General features: G+C 64.7%; 11 protein-coding genes. 4 read left to right on the forward strand and 7 right to left on the reverse strand.

Going from position 1 to position 15105, the window contains the following annotated elements; translation table 11 throughout:
- Positions 1 to 168: 168 nt before the first annotated feature.
- Positions 169 to 1203 (forward strand): septation protein SepH, encoded by a 1035-nt coding sequence (sepH, locus tag C3E77_RS07660; RefSeq protein WP_108393176.1) that lies wholly within the window; start codon positions 169 to 171, stop codon positions 1201 to 1203.
- A 17-nt stretch (positions 1204 to 1220) separates the two neighbouring features.
- On the opposite strand, the gene C3E77_RS07665 is transcribed toward sepH, so the two are convergent.
- On the reverse strand, positions 1221 to 2360 hold the full coding sequence (locus tag C3E77_RS07665; RefSeq protein WP_108393178.1) for an alkaline phosphatase family protein: 1140 nt from the start codon (positions 2358 to 2360) through the stop codon (positions 1221 to 1223).
- An 89-nt stretch (positions 2361 to 2449) separates the two neighbouring features.
- Here C3E77_RS07665 and C3E77_RS07670 point away from each other — a divergent pair, with 89 nt between their 5' ends.
- Positions 2450 to 4927, forward strand: a complete 2478-nt coding sequence (locus C3E77_RS07670; protein WP_108391091.1) for a DNA gyrase/topoisomerase IV subunit A — start codon at positions 2450 to 2452, stop codon at positions 4925 to 4927.
- Between the two features lie 120 nt (positions 4928 to 5047).
- On the opposite strand, the gene C3E77_RS07675 is transcribed toward C3E77_RS07670, so the two are convergent.
- The gene (locus tag C3E77_RS07675) at positions 5048 to 7129 is read right to left on the reverse strand and encodes a DNA gyrase/topoisomerase IV subunit B (protein ID WP_108391092.1); all 2082 of its coding nucleotides are present in this window, start codon (positions 7127 to 7129) and stop codon (positions 5048 to 5050) included.
- 179 nt (positions 7130 to 7308) lie between these two features.
- Here C3E77_RS07675 and C3E77_RS07680 point away from each other — a divergent pair, with 179 nt between their 5' ends.
- On the forward strand, positions 7309 to 7554 hold the full coding sequence (locus C3E77_RS07680) for a DUF7455 domain-containing protein (RefSeq protein WP_108391093.1): 246 nt from the start codon (positions 7309 to 7311) through the stop codon (positions 7552 to 7554).
- Positions 7555 to 7643: 89 nt separating this feature from the next.
- Here the strand turns inward: C3E77_RS07680 and C3E77_RS07685 are convergent, their stop codons facing one another.
- The 5 genes from C3E77_RS07685 to C3E77_RS07705 form a co-directional block, all read right to left on the reverse strand.
- Entirely contained in the window at positions 7644 to 8384 is a 741-nt protein-coding gene (locus tag C3E77_RS07685) for a type 1 glutamine amidotransferase (RefSeq protein WP_108391094.1), read from the reverse strand.
- On the reverse strand, positions 8381 to 9676 hold the full coding sequence (locus C3E77_RS07690; protein ID WP_146188051.1) for a Mur ligase family protein: 1296 nt from the start codon (positions 9674 to 9676) through the stop codon (positions 8381 to 8383). The genes C3E77_RS07685 and C3E77_RS07690 overlap by 4 nt, the downstream gene beginning before the upstream one ends.
- A complete protein-coding gene (locus tag C3E77_RS07695; RefSeq protein ID WP_108391096.1) occupies positions 9669 to 10940 on the reverse strand; it encodes an RNA polymerase sigma factor in 1272 nt (423 codons plus the stop codon). The genes C3E77_RS07690 and C3E77_RS07695 overlap by 8 nt, the downstream gene beginning before the upstream one ends.
- 226 nt (positions 10941 to 11166) lie before the next feature.
- Complete coding sequence (locus C3E77_RS07700) at positions 11167 to 12483, reverse strand: MFS transporter (protein WP_108391097.1); 1317 nt, start codon at positions 12481 to 12483, stop codon at positions 11167 to 11169.
- A gap of 25 nt (positions 12484 to 12508) precedes the next feature.
- Complete coding sequence (locus C3E77_RS07705) at positions 12509 to 13450, reverse strand: proteasome assembly chaperone family protein (protein WP_108391098.1); 942 nt, start codon at positions 13448 to 13450, stop codon at positions 12509 to 12511.
- A 115-nt stretch (positions 13451 to 13565) separates the two neighbouring features.
- On the opposite strand from C3E77_RS07705, the gene C3E77_RS07710 reads away from it, so the two are divergent.
- On the forward strand, positions 13566 to 15065 hold the full coding sequence (locus tag C3E77_RS07710; RefSeq protein ID WP_108391099.1) for a leucyl aminopeptidase: 1500 nt from the start codon (positions 13566 to 13568) through the stop codon (positions 15063 to 15065).
- The last annotated feature ends 40 nt before the right edge of the window (positions 15066 to 15105 follow it).

Below are 15105 nucleotides of genomic sequence, written 5' to 3' on the forward strand. Positions count from 1 at the left end.
CTTCGGCGGCCACAGTTTGCATCAATCTGGATCGAATAGCAAACCGGCTTTGGCCTCTGAGAAGCGACACGGTGTGGAACCCACGGCACGCCCACTGTATTCCCACGTAAATGGCACATGCCGTGACACCATTTGGATAACAAATCACAGCCTGAGAGGCAGTTGATCATGCACGATTTGAAGGTCATTGGCGTTGAAGACGGCGCCCTCATCGCCGCGACAGAGAGCGGCGAGCGTTTTCGTCTCGTTATCGACGAGGTTTTGCAGTCCCATGTGCGCCGCAGCCGCAAGGAGCCGTCACAGGGTCCAAAGCCGAGCCCGCGTGAGGTTCAGGCCCACATCAGGTCAGGGCTGTCGGCCGAGGAGGTCGCCGACATCACCGGTGCCGACCTCGAGTACGTTCAGCGCTTCGAGGGCCCTGTTCTCGCTGAGCGCGAACACATCGTCGGTGCTGCACTGAGTGTGCATGTCCTGACCACCATCGACCCGACGCGCGAGGACGACGACGACACCTTTGGCTCAGCCATCAGGGCACGTCTCGAATCGCTCGGCGCGTCCGAGGAACGGTGGACCAGCTGGAAGGAGCCCTCGGGCGGCTGGGTGGTCAAGCTGGCGTTCACGGCCAGCGAGATCGACCACGATGCGCGGTGGAGCTTCGAGCCGAAGAAGCAGGCTCTCGCACCGATGAACAGTGAAGCGGTGACGCTGTCGAAGCAGGGCGAACTCCCACAGCAGGGCCTCATCCCCCGCCTTCGCGCCGTCGAGCGCGACGACTCACGTCCCGATGACAGCCGGTTCGACAGCGGAGCTTTCAACTTCCGCGACAGCTCCGATGAGAGCCTCGACCTGTCACCGACCATCGACATCTCTGCGCTCGGCCGCCCGCAGGCATCCTCGAAGGCAGCCGCCGCAGCCGCGATCAACCGGGCGGAAGACGCCGGCTCGCAGTCGAACCAGACCGCTGATTTGCTCGAGGCGCTGCGTAAGCGCCGGGGCGAACGAGAATCCGCGCACACCGACGAAGCACAGCTGGAAACAGCGAAGGCTCCGAGGGCTGATGCCCCTCTCCCCGACAAGCCGCAGCCGGCTCCGACGCCCGCCGAGGCACCGGTCACCCCGGCACGCGGCAGCGGCAAGCGCGGCCGCACGTCAATGCCGTCGTGGGACGAAATCGTCTTCGGGGCGCGTACCGACGAAGACTGAGCGGGTCGGGCTCGTCGTCAGCGCTGAAAGGCGCCGAGCCTGATCAGCGGGATCGACCGTTCCTCGTGGGTCAGTGACCCGTGCTGGCCGATCATCTTGCGCGCTGACTGGTCAGCCGGCCGCGAGTCGTAGTACACGATCCGTTTGCGCGCTGCAACGATCACGTCTCCGATCCGTGGAAGAACCTCCGCGGAGACTTCCCCGAGCAGACCCGACGCCACGAGTTCTTCGCGGGTGGCCACCCAGGCACGCTGAGATTCGCTCTTTTCCCAGGTCCGCGCGAGGGTCTCCCGATCGGATGCCGTTGCACCCGGCTCAAGATAGAGGTGCAGGCAGCGCGGTTCTCCCCCGACGTGCCGCACGCCGTCGATCAGCTCCGGTGCGGTGTCGAACAGCACGTGGGACGACGCCGGAACGTCAACTGAGCCGTGGTCGGCGGTCACGAGAAGTCCCGTGCGGGCCGGGAGCTGCGAAGCCAGCGTGGACACCTCGGCGTCGACCGCTTCGAGCACTGACAGCCACTGATCCGATTCCCACCCGTACTGGTGCGAGGCCCTATCGAGCTCGGGGATATAGAGGTAGGTCAGCGAACCGGGGTACTCACGCGCCACGCGCACAGCGGCCGCGCGTCGCTCGGCGATGGTGTTCGCGGACACATAGGTCGCGCCACGCAGGATGGCTCGGGTGAATCCAGACGCCGCGTACTTGGCCTGCCCGATCGCGAAGGTGCGGATGCCGTCATCGCCCGCCTTTTCGAAGACGGTCCGCTCGCGCTGCCAGGTCTCGGGAAGCATCCGGTCATCCCAGCCGTTCAACTGGTTCACGACCCTGTCGTTGGCGGCATCGAGGGTGCGGTAGCCGACGAGTCCGTGTGTGCCGGGGAGCACGCCCGTCGCGAAGGTGGCCAGCGCGGCCGCCGTCGTCGACGGGAAGACGCTCACGATGGAGTCGCTCTTCGTAGACGTCAGGAAGCGTGCGTGTCCGGCGCGGGCCTGCAGCTGTGACCGCCCGAGTCCGTCGACAACAACAACGACGACGGATTCAGCGGCGGGGAGCGAGAGGTCGTTTGGAATCCCCCTGAGCGCAGCGAGGGAATTCGGCAGAACATCGGCAAGGCTGCGGGCGCCGGCTTTGTCGGTGGGTAGCATTGTGGCCATCGGGCCAAGTCTGGCACAGAGTCGCGAACGCGGCCCGCTTGCCCGACCGGCATCCGCCATCCTCCCTCTTCCTGCCCGAGAAACGCCGAATGACCCCGAAGAAAACCCCCGCAGCTCCCGAGTCCTTCACCGAGCGCATCCAGGACGTCGACGTCTCCACAGAAATGCAGGGCTCGTTCCTCGAGTACGCATACTCGGTGATCTATTCGCGCGCGCTTCCTGACGCTCGCGACGGGCTCAAGCCGGTCCAGCGTCGCATCCTCTACATGATGACCGAGATGGGTCTTCGACCGGAGCGCGGGCACGTGAAGAGCGCTCGAGTGACCGGCGAAGTCATGGGAAAGCTCCACCCGCACGGAGACAGCGCGATCTACGACGCGCTCGTGCGGCTCGCCCAGTCGTTCACCATGCGTGTGCCCCTCATCGACGGCCACGGTAACTTCGGTTCTCTCGACGACGGTCCCGCCGCGGCACGGTACACAGAGGCACGCCTCGATGCCGCCGCACTGGCGATGACAGACGGCCTCGACGAAGACGTCGTCAACTTCATCCCGAACTACGACAACCAGCTCACGCAGCCCGAGGTCCTCCCCGCCGCGTTCCCGAACCTCCTCGTCAACGGTGCGAGTGGTATCGCGGTCGGTATGGCGACGAACATGGTTCCGCACAACCTGGTCGAGGTCGTCGGAGCCGCCAGGCACCTGCTCGCCCATCCCGATGCGACCCTCGACGAACTGATGGAGTTCGTGCCAGGCCCTGACCTCCCCACCGGCGGCACCATCGTCGGACTCGCCGGAATCAAAGACGCGTATGCGACCGGTCGGGGAAGTTTCAAGACGCGGGCAAAGGTCTCGGTCGAGAGTCTCTCCGCGAGAAAGACCGGGCTCGTCTTTACCGAGCTGCCGTATCTGGTCGGCCCCGAGCGCGTGATCGAGAAGATCAAGGACGGCGTCACCAGCAAGAAGCTCAGTGGGATCTCGGATGTCACTGACCTCACTGACCGCATGCACGGTCTCCGCCTCGTCGTCGGCATCAAGACCGGGTTCAGCCCGGAGGCAGTGCTCGAGCAGCTCTACCGGTACACGCCGCTCGAAGACGGCTTCAGCATCAACAATGTGGCGCTTGTCGACGGCGGGCCGCAGACACTCGGTCTCCGCGAGCTGCTTCAGGTTTATGTGGATCACCGGATCGAGGTCGTGACGCGCCGCTCCTCGTACCGGCTCGCGCGCCGTCGTGAGCGGCTGCACCTCGTCGAGGGAATGCTCATCGCGATCGTCGACATCGACGAGGTCATCCAGGTGATCCGGGCGAGCAACGACACCGACCAGGCCCGCACCCGTCTCATCGAAGTTTTCGACCTCTCGCAACTGCAGGCCGAGTACATCCTCGAACTGCGATTGCGCCGGCTGACCCGGTTCTCCCGGATCGAACTCGAGGCCGAACGCGACAAGCTCAAGGCAGAGATCGCTGAGCTCGAACTGTTGCTCTCCAGCGAAGCGCTCATCCGCAAACAGGTGTCCGTCGAGCTCGCTGACGTCGCCGAGCGCTTCGGTACGCCCCGCCGTACCCTGCTCACCGAGGCACGACCCAGCATCGCGACCGCCGCGGCCAAACGCCAGTCGGCCCAGCTCGAAGTTGCTGACGTGCCCTGCAGGGTCTACCTGTCATCGACGGGCCGCGCGCTCCGCATTGACCTGACCGAACGCGCCGAGGGCGAGGCGCCCGCCGGCAGCGCCCGCGCCCGGAGGCGCACGAAACACGACGCCATCCTGTCGACGCTCGAGACGACATCCCGCTCTGAGATCGGTGCTGTGACGTCACTCGGCCGCCTGATCAGGTTCAGCCCGGTCGACCTGCCCGTTGTGCCCGTCAACTCGCTGCAGCTGGGCGCTGGCGTGAAGATCGGCGATTACCTGGCGTTGCCGAACAAGGCCGAGCGCGTGCTCGCCCTCGTCTCGCTCGAGAGCACTGATGCGATAGCTCTCGGCACCCGGCACGGCGTGGTCAAGCGCGTGAGCCCCGGAGACTGGCCGAACAAGCCGGAGTTCGAGATCATCGGCCTCAAACCCAAGGATGAGGTCGTCGGAGCCGTGCAGGCCCCCGAGTCAACGGATCTCGTCTTTGTCACCTCCGCGGCGCAACTGCTTCACTTCCCGGCATCCGCGGTTCGGCCGCAGGGCCGGCCGGCCGGAGGCATGGCGGGCATGACCCTTCCTGTGGACAGCCACGTGATCTTCTTCGGTGCGGTCGACCCGGGCGCAGACGTTTCTGTGGCCACCGTGTCGGTCAGCAGCGAGACAATTCCCGGCACTGACCCCGGTCGTGCGAAGGTGTCGGCATTCTCCGAGTACCCGGCAAAGGGCCGTGCGACAGGCGGAGTACGCACCCACACGTTCCTGAGGGGTGAGGACATGCTCGCCCTGGCCTGGGTGGGCCCGACCCCGGCGATGGCTGTGGGACCCGATGGGTCAGCCAGGACGCTGCCTGAGGTCGGCGCGAAGCGTGACGCGTCTGGCACGATGATCGACTCGGTGATCGGCTTCATCGGCAGCGAGATCACGGTCTAGGCCCACTCGCGGTCCGCTGCCCTCGAGAACACCTGTTCCGGTCGAGAACACCCGTTCCAACGGATGATCTCGACCGCTCTGGGTGATCTCGACTCTGGGTGAGCTCGGCGAACCGCTCCGCTAAACGTCGATGCGGTCGCGGTTGAGCCGGTCAGAACTGTCGATGATGAACTCCTTGCGTGGCGCAACATCGTTGCCCATCAGCAGCTCGAACACCTGCGCGGCCTGCTCGGCGTCAGGAACCTGCACCCGGCGAAGCGTCCGGTGGCGTCGGTCCATCGTCGTGGTGGCCAGCTGGTCAGCATCCATCTCGCCGAGGCCCTTGTAGCGCTGAATCGGCTCGAGGTAGCGCTTGTTCGTCTTCTTAAGGTTCGCGAGCACGGCGTGCAGCTCCTGCTCGGAGTACGTGTAGATCGTGTCGTTCGGCTTTGAGCCGGGGTTGACGACGATCACCCTGTGGAGCGGCGGCACGGCGGCGAATACCCGTCCCTCGGCAATCATGGGTCGCATGTACCGGAAGAACAGGGTGAGCAGCAGCGTACGGATGTGCGCACCGTCGACGTCGGCGTCGCTCATGATGATGACCTTGCCGTAGCGCGCGGCGGAGATGTCGAAGCTGCGGCCGGAGCCCGCTCCGATCACCTGGATGATCGAGGCACACTCGCTGTTCGACAGCATGTCGGACACGGATGCCTTCTGCACGTTGAGAATCTTTCCCCGGATCGGGAGGAGAGCCTGGTACTCGCTGTCTCGCGCGTTCTTTGCCGTGCCGAGCGCCGAGTCGCCCTCAACGATCAGCAACTCGCTGTTCGCCACGTCGTTCGACCGGCAGTCGACGAGCTTCGCCGGGAGCGTCGAGCTCTCGAGGGCATTTTTGCGCCTCTGGGTCTCCTTGTGCGCACGGGCGGAGATCCGCGACTTCATCTCGGAGACGACCTTGTCGAGCACGAGTGCGGTCTGTGCCTTGTCGTCGCGCTTAGGTGAGGAGAATCGTTCCTTCAGAGCCTTGGTCACAACGGCGGACACGATGTTACGTGCTGCCGGGGTGCCGAGGACCTCTTTGGTCTGGCCCTCGAACTGCGGCTCGGGCAGGCGCACGGTCAGCACCGCCGTGAGGCCCGCAAGCACATCGTCCTTTTCGAGCTTGTCGTTGCCGACCTTGAGCCTGCGGGAGTTGAGTTCAACCTGCTGGCGCAGGAACTTGAGCAGTCCCTGGTCGAACCCGAGCTGGTGGGAACCACCCTTGGGGGTCGCGATGATGTTGACAAAGCTCTTGGTGACGGTGTCGTACCCGGTACCCCAGCGCAGGGCGATATCGACTTCACAGGTGCGCTCGAGTTCGGTCGGCACCATGGCGCCGCTGTCATTCAGCACCGGTACCGTCTCGGTGAACGTGCCCGAGCCCTGGAGTCGCCAGACATCGGTGACCGGTGTGTCGGTGGCGAGGTGCTCGACGAACTCCGAGATGCCTCCCTCGTACTGGAACAGGTGCGAACCAGCGTCGGGTGAACGCCGGTCATCGATGGTGAGGGCGAGTCCGGGGATGAGGAACGCGGTCTGCCGGGCGCGGGCGACCAGATCGTCCATCTGGAACGCGGCCCCCTTGGTGAAGATCTGCCGGTCAGCCCAGTAGCGGACACGCGAACCTGTCACGCCCTTCTTGACCTTGCCGACCACGCGCAGTTCGCTTCCGAACTCGAACGGCGTGAACGGGGCATCCGGGCTCGGCTCGCGGCCCTTGTCGTCGAAGATCCCAGGCTCACCGCGGTGGAACGACATCGCCCATGTCTTGCCGTCACGATCGACCTCGACGTCGAGTCGCTCGCTCAGCGCGTTGACGACAGAGGCGCCGACACCGTGGAGGCCACCGGACGCGGCGTACGACCCTGACCCGAACTTTCCACCGGCGTGAAGCTTCGTGAACACGACCTCGACACCACTCAGCCCGGTCTTCGGTTCGATGTCGACGGGGATGCCGCGGGCACGGTCGCGAACTTCGACGCTTCCGTCTTCGTGCAGCACAACATCGATGTGGTCCCCATGGCCGCCGAGCGCCTCATCGACCGAGTTGTCGATGATCTCCCAGAGACAGTGCATGAGACCGCGTGAGTCCGTGGACCCGATATACATTCCGGGACGCTTGCGCACGGCCTCGAGACCCTCGAGGACAGACAGGTGGCGGGCGGAATAGTCAGAACTCACCTCACAAGCCTATAGACGGTGAGACGGGAAACCGCCCAAGACACGAGAGGCATTCGCCTCCGTCTCCCCCGGTCTACGCGCAGAGCGAAATACCCGCGCGAGTGGGCCGATTCCCGGGTTCGCGTGGTTTCATTGGGTTACAAGGCATTTAGGTCGAAACGCGAGGTCAGGAGGAGCTCATGTCAGAGGGAGAAAACGGTACGGTCGGAAGAGAGACCGGCGCCGTTGACACGCTTGAGCCAAAGCTGACGGCGGCTGACCGCTGCGACAGCTGCGGTGCCCAGGCCTACATCCGTGTTGTCGTCAAGAGCGGCGAACTGCTGTTCTGCGCACACCACGGCAAGAAGTACCAGGAAAAGCTCAGTGCGATCGCACACAGCTGGCACGACGAGTCTTCGAGGCTTCTCGAAGACCAGCGCGCCTGACTGCCGCCGTCTCGTACAGACACATAAAAAACGCCGCCCGGAGCCGGGCGGCGTTTTTTCGTGCTCCCGCCTGGTGGCGGGTTCACGGGTCAGTTCCTGGGCTTCTGCACACCCCCGGGCAGCTTATTGATGAGGATGGATCTCGCCAGCTCGACCGTCTTGTCGAGAGCGACGTGCTCGTCGTTCTTCACGTAATCCTCGCCGGCCCGTGACGCTGCCAGCGCGATCAGGTGATCAGCCAGCGCGGGGTTCAGGACCAGTGCCGGGCCGTGGAGGTGCGTGCCGTAGCTGTTGAAGACGACGGCGCCATCGGTACCGTCGCCGTTCCCGACGCCGTTTCGCACACGCCCGAGTGGTTTCTGGTCAGGACGACCGACGAAGACCGACGTGTGGTTCTCCGTTCCGACCAGCAGACCGAAGTCGCTCTCAACAGCGAACGCTTCGGTGATCGTGCGCGGCCGCGACGAGTCGACCGAACCGGCGAACACGCCGGCCCCAGGAAGAACTTCGTCGGAACTGAACCGGACCGAACCGCTGAGGAGGTGGAAACCGGCCCCGGCGGCGAAGATCACGACGCCGTCGGCAGACCACTCGGCGAGCCGCGGCGCAATTCGAGCGATGTCGAAGCCCAGTGAACGCTGGGCGCTCGATGTCCCCGTCCCGATGGTGACGATGTCGGGGGTCTCCGGCAGCTCGTCACCCGGGTTGTACGCGTGTTCAGCGACGTCGAGGCCGGCGAGGCGCATCCGCCGCACCAGCGCAGTGCGGTTGCCGACGTCACCGTTCAGCGAGAGGTGGGCCGGGTAGAGTTCCAGAACCGAGATCGTCATGCTGCACCCGCTTCCAGGTCTTTGTAGCCGAGGTAGCGACGGGTCGCCATCATCTGGTCATAGTCGAGGAAGAACGTGTGGCGACCGCTCTTCGGCCGTGGGCCGTCGAGCATCCGTTGCACCGCCTTCGTGATGTCGGGTTCGATGACGCCGTAGTCCTTGCCCTCGTACGCCAGCCGAAGCGCCACGAAGGCACCCTTGGGTCCCGAGATGACGTCGACATGGTCGAGCCGGCTCAGGTCTGCGGCATAGAGCCAGGACGGGTCCTTGCTCGACTCGTCGTATGCGAACAGCACGGAGTCAGGCGTCTCCTGGAGGTAGTCCAGGTTCAGCTGGAGGCTCGCGAGGTTCTTGAGCATGAGGATTTCGATCTCAACGCCGTTGACCTGCAGGATCTCACCGCGACCGTAGACGGTCTTCGTTGTTTGCACAGCGGTGATCGCCCGGTGGATATCGAACTTGTCGCCGAGGGTCCGTGCGGCAAGGGTGAACGCCGCAGCGATGTCCACCGCGTAGTGCAGGCCGCGTGACGGCATCCGGATGTCGTGCACAGTCCCCGCGAACGAGATCTGAGCGTCGTAACCGTCGGCACGAACGACCTCGGCAACAGCGGGACGCGTGAGCGTCGCTGCGGCGTCGGTGAAGTCACGAGCGGAGACCTGGCCGTGCGGGGCAGCGGCCTGTACCTCCGGCGTTGCGCCGAAGTAATCGACGGCGAGCCGGCCCTCGGCCTCAAGTTCGCTGCCGAGCTTGCCCAGGAAGTTGTCGTCGCGGTTGAGCACGATCGACGATCCGATTTCCGCGGCAATACCGCGGAACATCTGAGCGACCTTATCCGGCTCACCGAAGCGATAGATCTGGTCAACCAGCAGGTTGAGAATGACTGCCGTTTCAGGCTTCAGCTGCCTCGCGATGGCCGCCCCGTAACCCTCGTCGATCTCGAGGATCGCGATATCGGCATCCATGCGGCCGGTGAGGCTCGTCTCAGCGAGGATCGCCGATGCAATGCCCTGCGGCATGTTGGCGCCGGAGGGGTTCGTGAAGACGCGGAGACCGTGCTCGCGCATGATCGCGGAAAGCAGGTTTGTCGTTGTCGACTTGCCGTTCGAACCGAGGACGAACACGACCCCGTATGGCAGTTGTGAGGCGACGTCCCGCATGATGTGCGGCGCAAGCTTCTGCACCACGACGCCGGGCATCGCGCTTCCGCCTCCGCGCAGTCGCGTGACAAAGCGCGTCACGCGACCGGCGGCAATGGGAAGGACGTAGTGCAGACCTGTCGGTTTACTCAAGGTAGTCACGAAGCGACTGCGACCGGGACGGGTGGCGCAGCTTGGCCATCGTCTTCGACTCGATCTGGCGGATCCGCTCACGCGTGACACCGAAGGTGTCGCCGATCTGGTCGAGGGTCTTGGGCATACCGTCACCGAGGCCGAAGCGCATCCGGATGACTCCGGCTTCGCGCTCGCTCAGTGAGTCAAGCAGGCTTTCGAGCTGCTTCTGCAGCATGGTGAAGCCGACGGCGTCGGCGGGAACGACAGCCTCGGTGTCCTCGATGAGGTCACCGAACTCGCTGTCTCCGTCTTCACCGAGGGGCGTGTGAAGTGAGATCGGTTCGCGACCGTACTTCTGCACCTCGATGACCTTCTCCGGCGTCATGTCGAGTTCGCGGCTGAGCTCTTCAGGCGTCGGCTCGCGGCCGAGGTCCTGCAGCATCTGCCGCTGGACGCGGGCGAGCTTGTTGATGACCTCGACCATGTGCACGGGAATGCGGATGGTGCGGGCCTGGTCGGCCATTGCGCGGGTGATCGCCTGACGAATCCACCAGGTGGCGTAGGTCGAGAACTTGAAGCCCTTGGTGTAGTCGAACTTCTCAACCGCACGGATGAGTCCGAGGTTTCCCTCCTGGATCAGGTCGAGGAACTGCATTCCGCGGCCCGTGTAACGCTTGGCGAGAGAAACCACGAGGCGGAGGTTCGCTCCGAGGAGGTGGCTCTTCGCCCGCGCGCCGTCTTTGGCTACCCACGTCAGTTCGCGGCCCAGCTGGGTGCGCTTTGCGGCGTCATCCATCTGTGACAGCTTGTCCTCGGCGAACAGGCCCGCCTCGATGCGCATGGCAAGCTCGACTTCTTCGGCCGCGTTGAGGAGCGCGACCTTTCCGATCTGCTTGAGGTAGTCCTTGACCGGGTCGGCTGTTGCACCGGTGATGGCCGAGGAGTAGACGGGGAGCTCATCCTCGTCGTCGGTCGCAGAGAGAACCAGCGCACCCTGTGGAAGCGCTTCTGTCGCGATCGTGCTCGGCTTGCTGTCGTCGTCGTCGTGATCGTCGTCGGCGATGTCAGGAGCGGCGGCGGCCTCGTCGACGACATCGGCCGTCTTCTTCTTTGCCCCACGCTTCGCGGGCGCCTTGACCGGCGCGTCGTCGGCGGCTGCTGCCTTCGCTGCCTTTGCCGCTGCTGCTGCTGTTATCTTCTTCGCTGCCGGAGCCTTCACGGCTGCGGCTGTCGCTGTCGTCTGTTCTTCTTCTGCCGAAGTTTGTGCGGCCTTGGTGGCCATAAGAGCACCTTTCAGTCCCCCGAGCGAAAGAGTCGCCAGAACTCGCCCGCAGGTCCATATTGTTTTCGGACATTACGAGGACCCATGTCAAGTCCGGGCGCTTCACTGCTCGCTTCACGACGTGCATGCCTCGGGAACCTGAACGGGTCCTTATGAGCATTATGCCACGTTTTCGTCAGCTACCCCGCCATGGGTCCTGTTACCCGGCGCCCGCCCTGTGGCGACCTCAGCGGCGGCGTCGGAATCTCTCTATAGCTGCAACCCACAAAGGCCCCACTTCAATTCCCTCGTCCATGACAATTCTGCGACGCGTCCGCTTGCGAGCACCGATCAGCATGACCACTCCAAATCCGATCACGAGGTACTGCACAAGGAACGCGATCTTGAAGGAGGAGATGCTGTAGAGCTCGGCGGTACCGGCTCCGGGGGCGGCCTGAAAATCGAGGATCACACCGATCAGGAACATCATGACAAAGCTCGCGAGGAATCCCCCGACATTGACGACGCCGTTGGCTGCGCCGAGCACGCGCACGGGATTGAAGGTCCTGGCGAAGTCGAATCCGATCAGGGACCCTGGACCGCCCGCGCCGAGGACGACGAGGAGGAGGATGAGCAGCCAGAGTGGGGGCACACCGGGCCAGCTCAGGAAGAGCGCCCACGCCGCGCCGATCACGAGCACGATCCCGAGAACGAGATTGCTTCGCCTGTACGGGAACCTCGCCGAGAGCAGGCCGAGGACAGGACCGATGATGACGCCGGATGCCACGACGACGAGAAGCATGGACGCGGCAAGAGGCTCGTCGAGTCCCATGGCGTAGACCATGAACGGGTAGCCCCACAGCAGTGAGAACACTGTGCCGGACGACTGTGTCGAATAGTGGGCCCAGAAGCCCAGCTGGGTGCCGGGGCGCGCGAAGCTTGCCCGCAGTTCCCTGAGTGCCTCGCCGAGGGTCGCCACCCGGGGCTGCTCGGTCGAAGCGGCGGGGCGGTCGCGAATCACCGCGAGCGACAGGACGAGGGCAAGCGCGACGAAGGATGCTGCGGCAAGGAACGCTGACGTCCACCCTGCCTCGTGAAGAACCCACGCGAATGGGATCGCCGAGAGGATCTGGCCGGCCTGGCCGAGGTTGCCCATCCACTGTGACAGTTGGGGAACCGTGCGCCCGGAGAACCACGACGTCACGAGTCGCATCACCGAGACAAAAATAGCCGCGTCACCGGCGCCAACCAGAACCCGCCCGAGGACGGCGACACCGATCGAGGGGGCGAAGGCAAGGACGACCTGCCCCGCAACCATGAGCGACAGTCCGCAGATGATGAGAAGGCGCGGGCCGAGCCGATCGATGAGAACACCGATGGGAACCTGAAGTGCTGCGTACACGATGAGTTGAACCACCGCGAGCGTACTCAGCGCTGACGCCGAGGCATCAAACCTCTCGACGGCGGATACGCCCGCAACACCCAGCGTTGACCGCTGCATCACCGCCGCGATGTAGGCGACAACACCGACCCAGAAGACGAACCAGGATCTGCGGGAATTCACCCGTCAAGCCTAAGCCAGGCGGCGATCAGGCTCGTGGGCCCTGGCTCCCTGACGGTCCGTCGTCGTGGCCCTTGCGTGCGGCCAGGAATTTCTCCAGTTCGTCCGCGATCTCATCGGCGCTCGGGAGTTCGCCGTCGGAGTCCATCAGTGGCGACTTCAGGGAGTTGTTCTCCATGTAGGCGTCGTAACGCTGCTCGAGGGTACCGACGAGGCGCTGAAGCTCCTCGTTGCCCTGGACCTGCTCGTCGATGCGAGAGACGAAGTCCCTGCCCTCTTCCCTGAGCTCGTCGGTCGGGAGGATGAGCCCCGTTGCGGCGCTGATGCTGTCGATCGTCGCGAGTGCCGCCGCGGGAAACTCGGTGTCGGCGAGGTAGTGCGGAATCAGCAGCGCAAAGCCAGCGACATCGGAGCCGCGTTCGGTGAGGCGGTACTCGAGCAGGTGAAGAACGTTCGCCGGGACCTGGGTGTGAGGACGCCAGACGCTCATCGCTTCAATCAGGTCTTCGCGCGTCCCGCTCACTGTGACGCCGATCGGGCGGGTGTGCGGCACCGGCATCGGGATCGCGTGGACCCACATCGTGCGGGCGACGCCGAAACGGTCGATCAGCGCGATGACATCCCGGACGAAGCGCTCCCACAGGAAGTCGGGTTCGTACCCGGTCAGCATGAGGAACGGCCGGTGCATGTCGTCCTCGGCCAGCGAGAGCTGGAGCGCCGGAGGTGAGTACTCGGTGAGGCGGTCCTCGTTGAAGTAGATGATCGGGCGCCGTGCGCGGTAGTCGAGCAACAGGTCGTTGTCAAAGACGGCGATCGGTTCGCTCGACACCGCCTCGCGGGAGTACTCATTGAACTGGCCAGCCGCACCACCGGCATCGGAGAACCCGGTGAGTGCGATCACGAGGTCAAGCCCCTGGGGCACAGCGGATGCCGCTGGGGTCAGCTCGAACAGATCGCCGGAAACGCTCATGCATCCACTCTAAACGGCGTCGAGCAGCGAACCTGCCGTGACGCGACGGCGAACGCGCGCCCAGAGCGAACAGGCCGGTGACTGCCGCACGGGTGCCACGGACTAGCATTAAGTAATGGTCGCTCCCGAACTCTCCGTCTCCCGCTCCGCCTCCGATCTGACCGCCGACGTCCTCGTCGTCGGCGCGACCGCCGAGGGGAAGACACCCCGGCTGCACGCCCCGAACGGATTCGAGTTCCTTTCCGCCTCACTGAGCGCCGTCGGCGTCACTGGCGCGGTCGACCAGCTCGTTCGCGTGCCAGGCACCGCTGAATTTCCGACCGTCGCGATTATCGGCATCGGGGCAACCATCTCCCCCGATGCGCTTCGTCTCGCCGCGGGATCCGCGGTCAGGCAGCTCGCCGGCGCGACGTCGGTTGCCATCGCCCTCCCTCTCGATGACGCAGCCGCCCTGGCCGCTGTGCTTGAAGGATCCGCGCTCGGCGCGTACTCCTTTACCGCGTACAAGGGCACATCGATTGACAGCCAGAAGAGCCCCGTCGAGCGTGTGACCGTTGTCGCTGACCACGCACTGGCGGGCAGTGAAGAGGCAACCACCCTCACCGAGCGCGCACTCGTCATCGCCAGCGCCGTCGCTGAGGTCAAGGACCTCGCGGCGACGCCCGCCAACGACCTGTACCCGGAGACGCTCGCCACAGCGGCTGAGGCATCCGTTCGTGACCTGCCCATCGACGTGACCGTGTGGGACGAAGACGCCCTGAAGCGCGACGGCTTCGGTGGGATCCTCGGGGTCGGCCAGGGCTCGAGCCGCGGACCGCGTCTCGTGAAACTCGCATACGCACCGGAAGGCGCCGCCCGCCACCTCGCACTCGTCGGCAAGGGCATCACCTTCGACACCGGTGGACTGAGCCTCAAGCCCGCAGCCTCCATGCTCGGCATGAAAGATGACATGACCGGCGCGGCCACAGTCCTCGCCGTCGTTCGCGCGGCAGCCGAACTCAAGCTCAACGTTCGGGTCACCGCCTGGCTCTGCATCGCGGAGAACATGCCGTCAGGAACGGCCATTCGCCCCGGCGACGTACTTCGGATCAAGAACGGGACAACCGTCGAGGTCACCAACACCGACGCCGAAGGCCGGCTGGTCATGGCCGACGGCCTGGTTGCCGCGAGTGCCGAGATGCCGGATGCCATCGTCGATGTCGCAACACTGACCGGCGCCGCCGTCGTGGCGCTCGGCAACCGTTACTCGGGCGTGATGGGAAATGACGCGTTCGTCGCGCAGGTTCTGGATGCCGCGAAGGCGACAGGTGAAACGATGTGGCAGATGCCATTCGCCGAGGAACTCAAGGGGCTGCTTCGCTCAGATGTGGCCGACCTCGTGAACGCCAAGGTCGGCAACCGTGCGGGCGGAATGCTCCTCGCCGGTCTGTTCCTGCGCGAGTTCATCGGAAAGACGAGCGATGAGCCCGACGCTCCATCGATCCCATGGGCCCACCTCGACATCGCCGGATCCGGCACCAACGGTGAATCCGCGTATGGATTCACCGGGACAGGCCCGACCGGAGTTGCCGTTCGATCGCTTCTCCGGATGGCCGAAGACTTTTCCCGCCCGTAGTAAGGTCGTATGGGCAGTAAAACGCCTACCGCGTTACCAC

Origin of the sequence: Mycetocola zhujimingii (genome assembly GCF_003065425.1) — a bacterium.
Classification (GTDB): Bacteria; Actinomycetota; Actinomycetes; order Actinomycetales; family Microbacteriaceae; genus Mycetocola_A; species Mycetocola_A zhujimingii.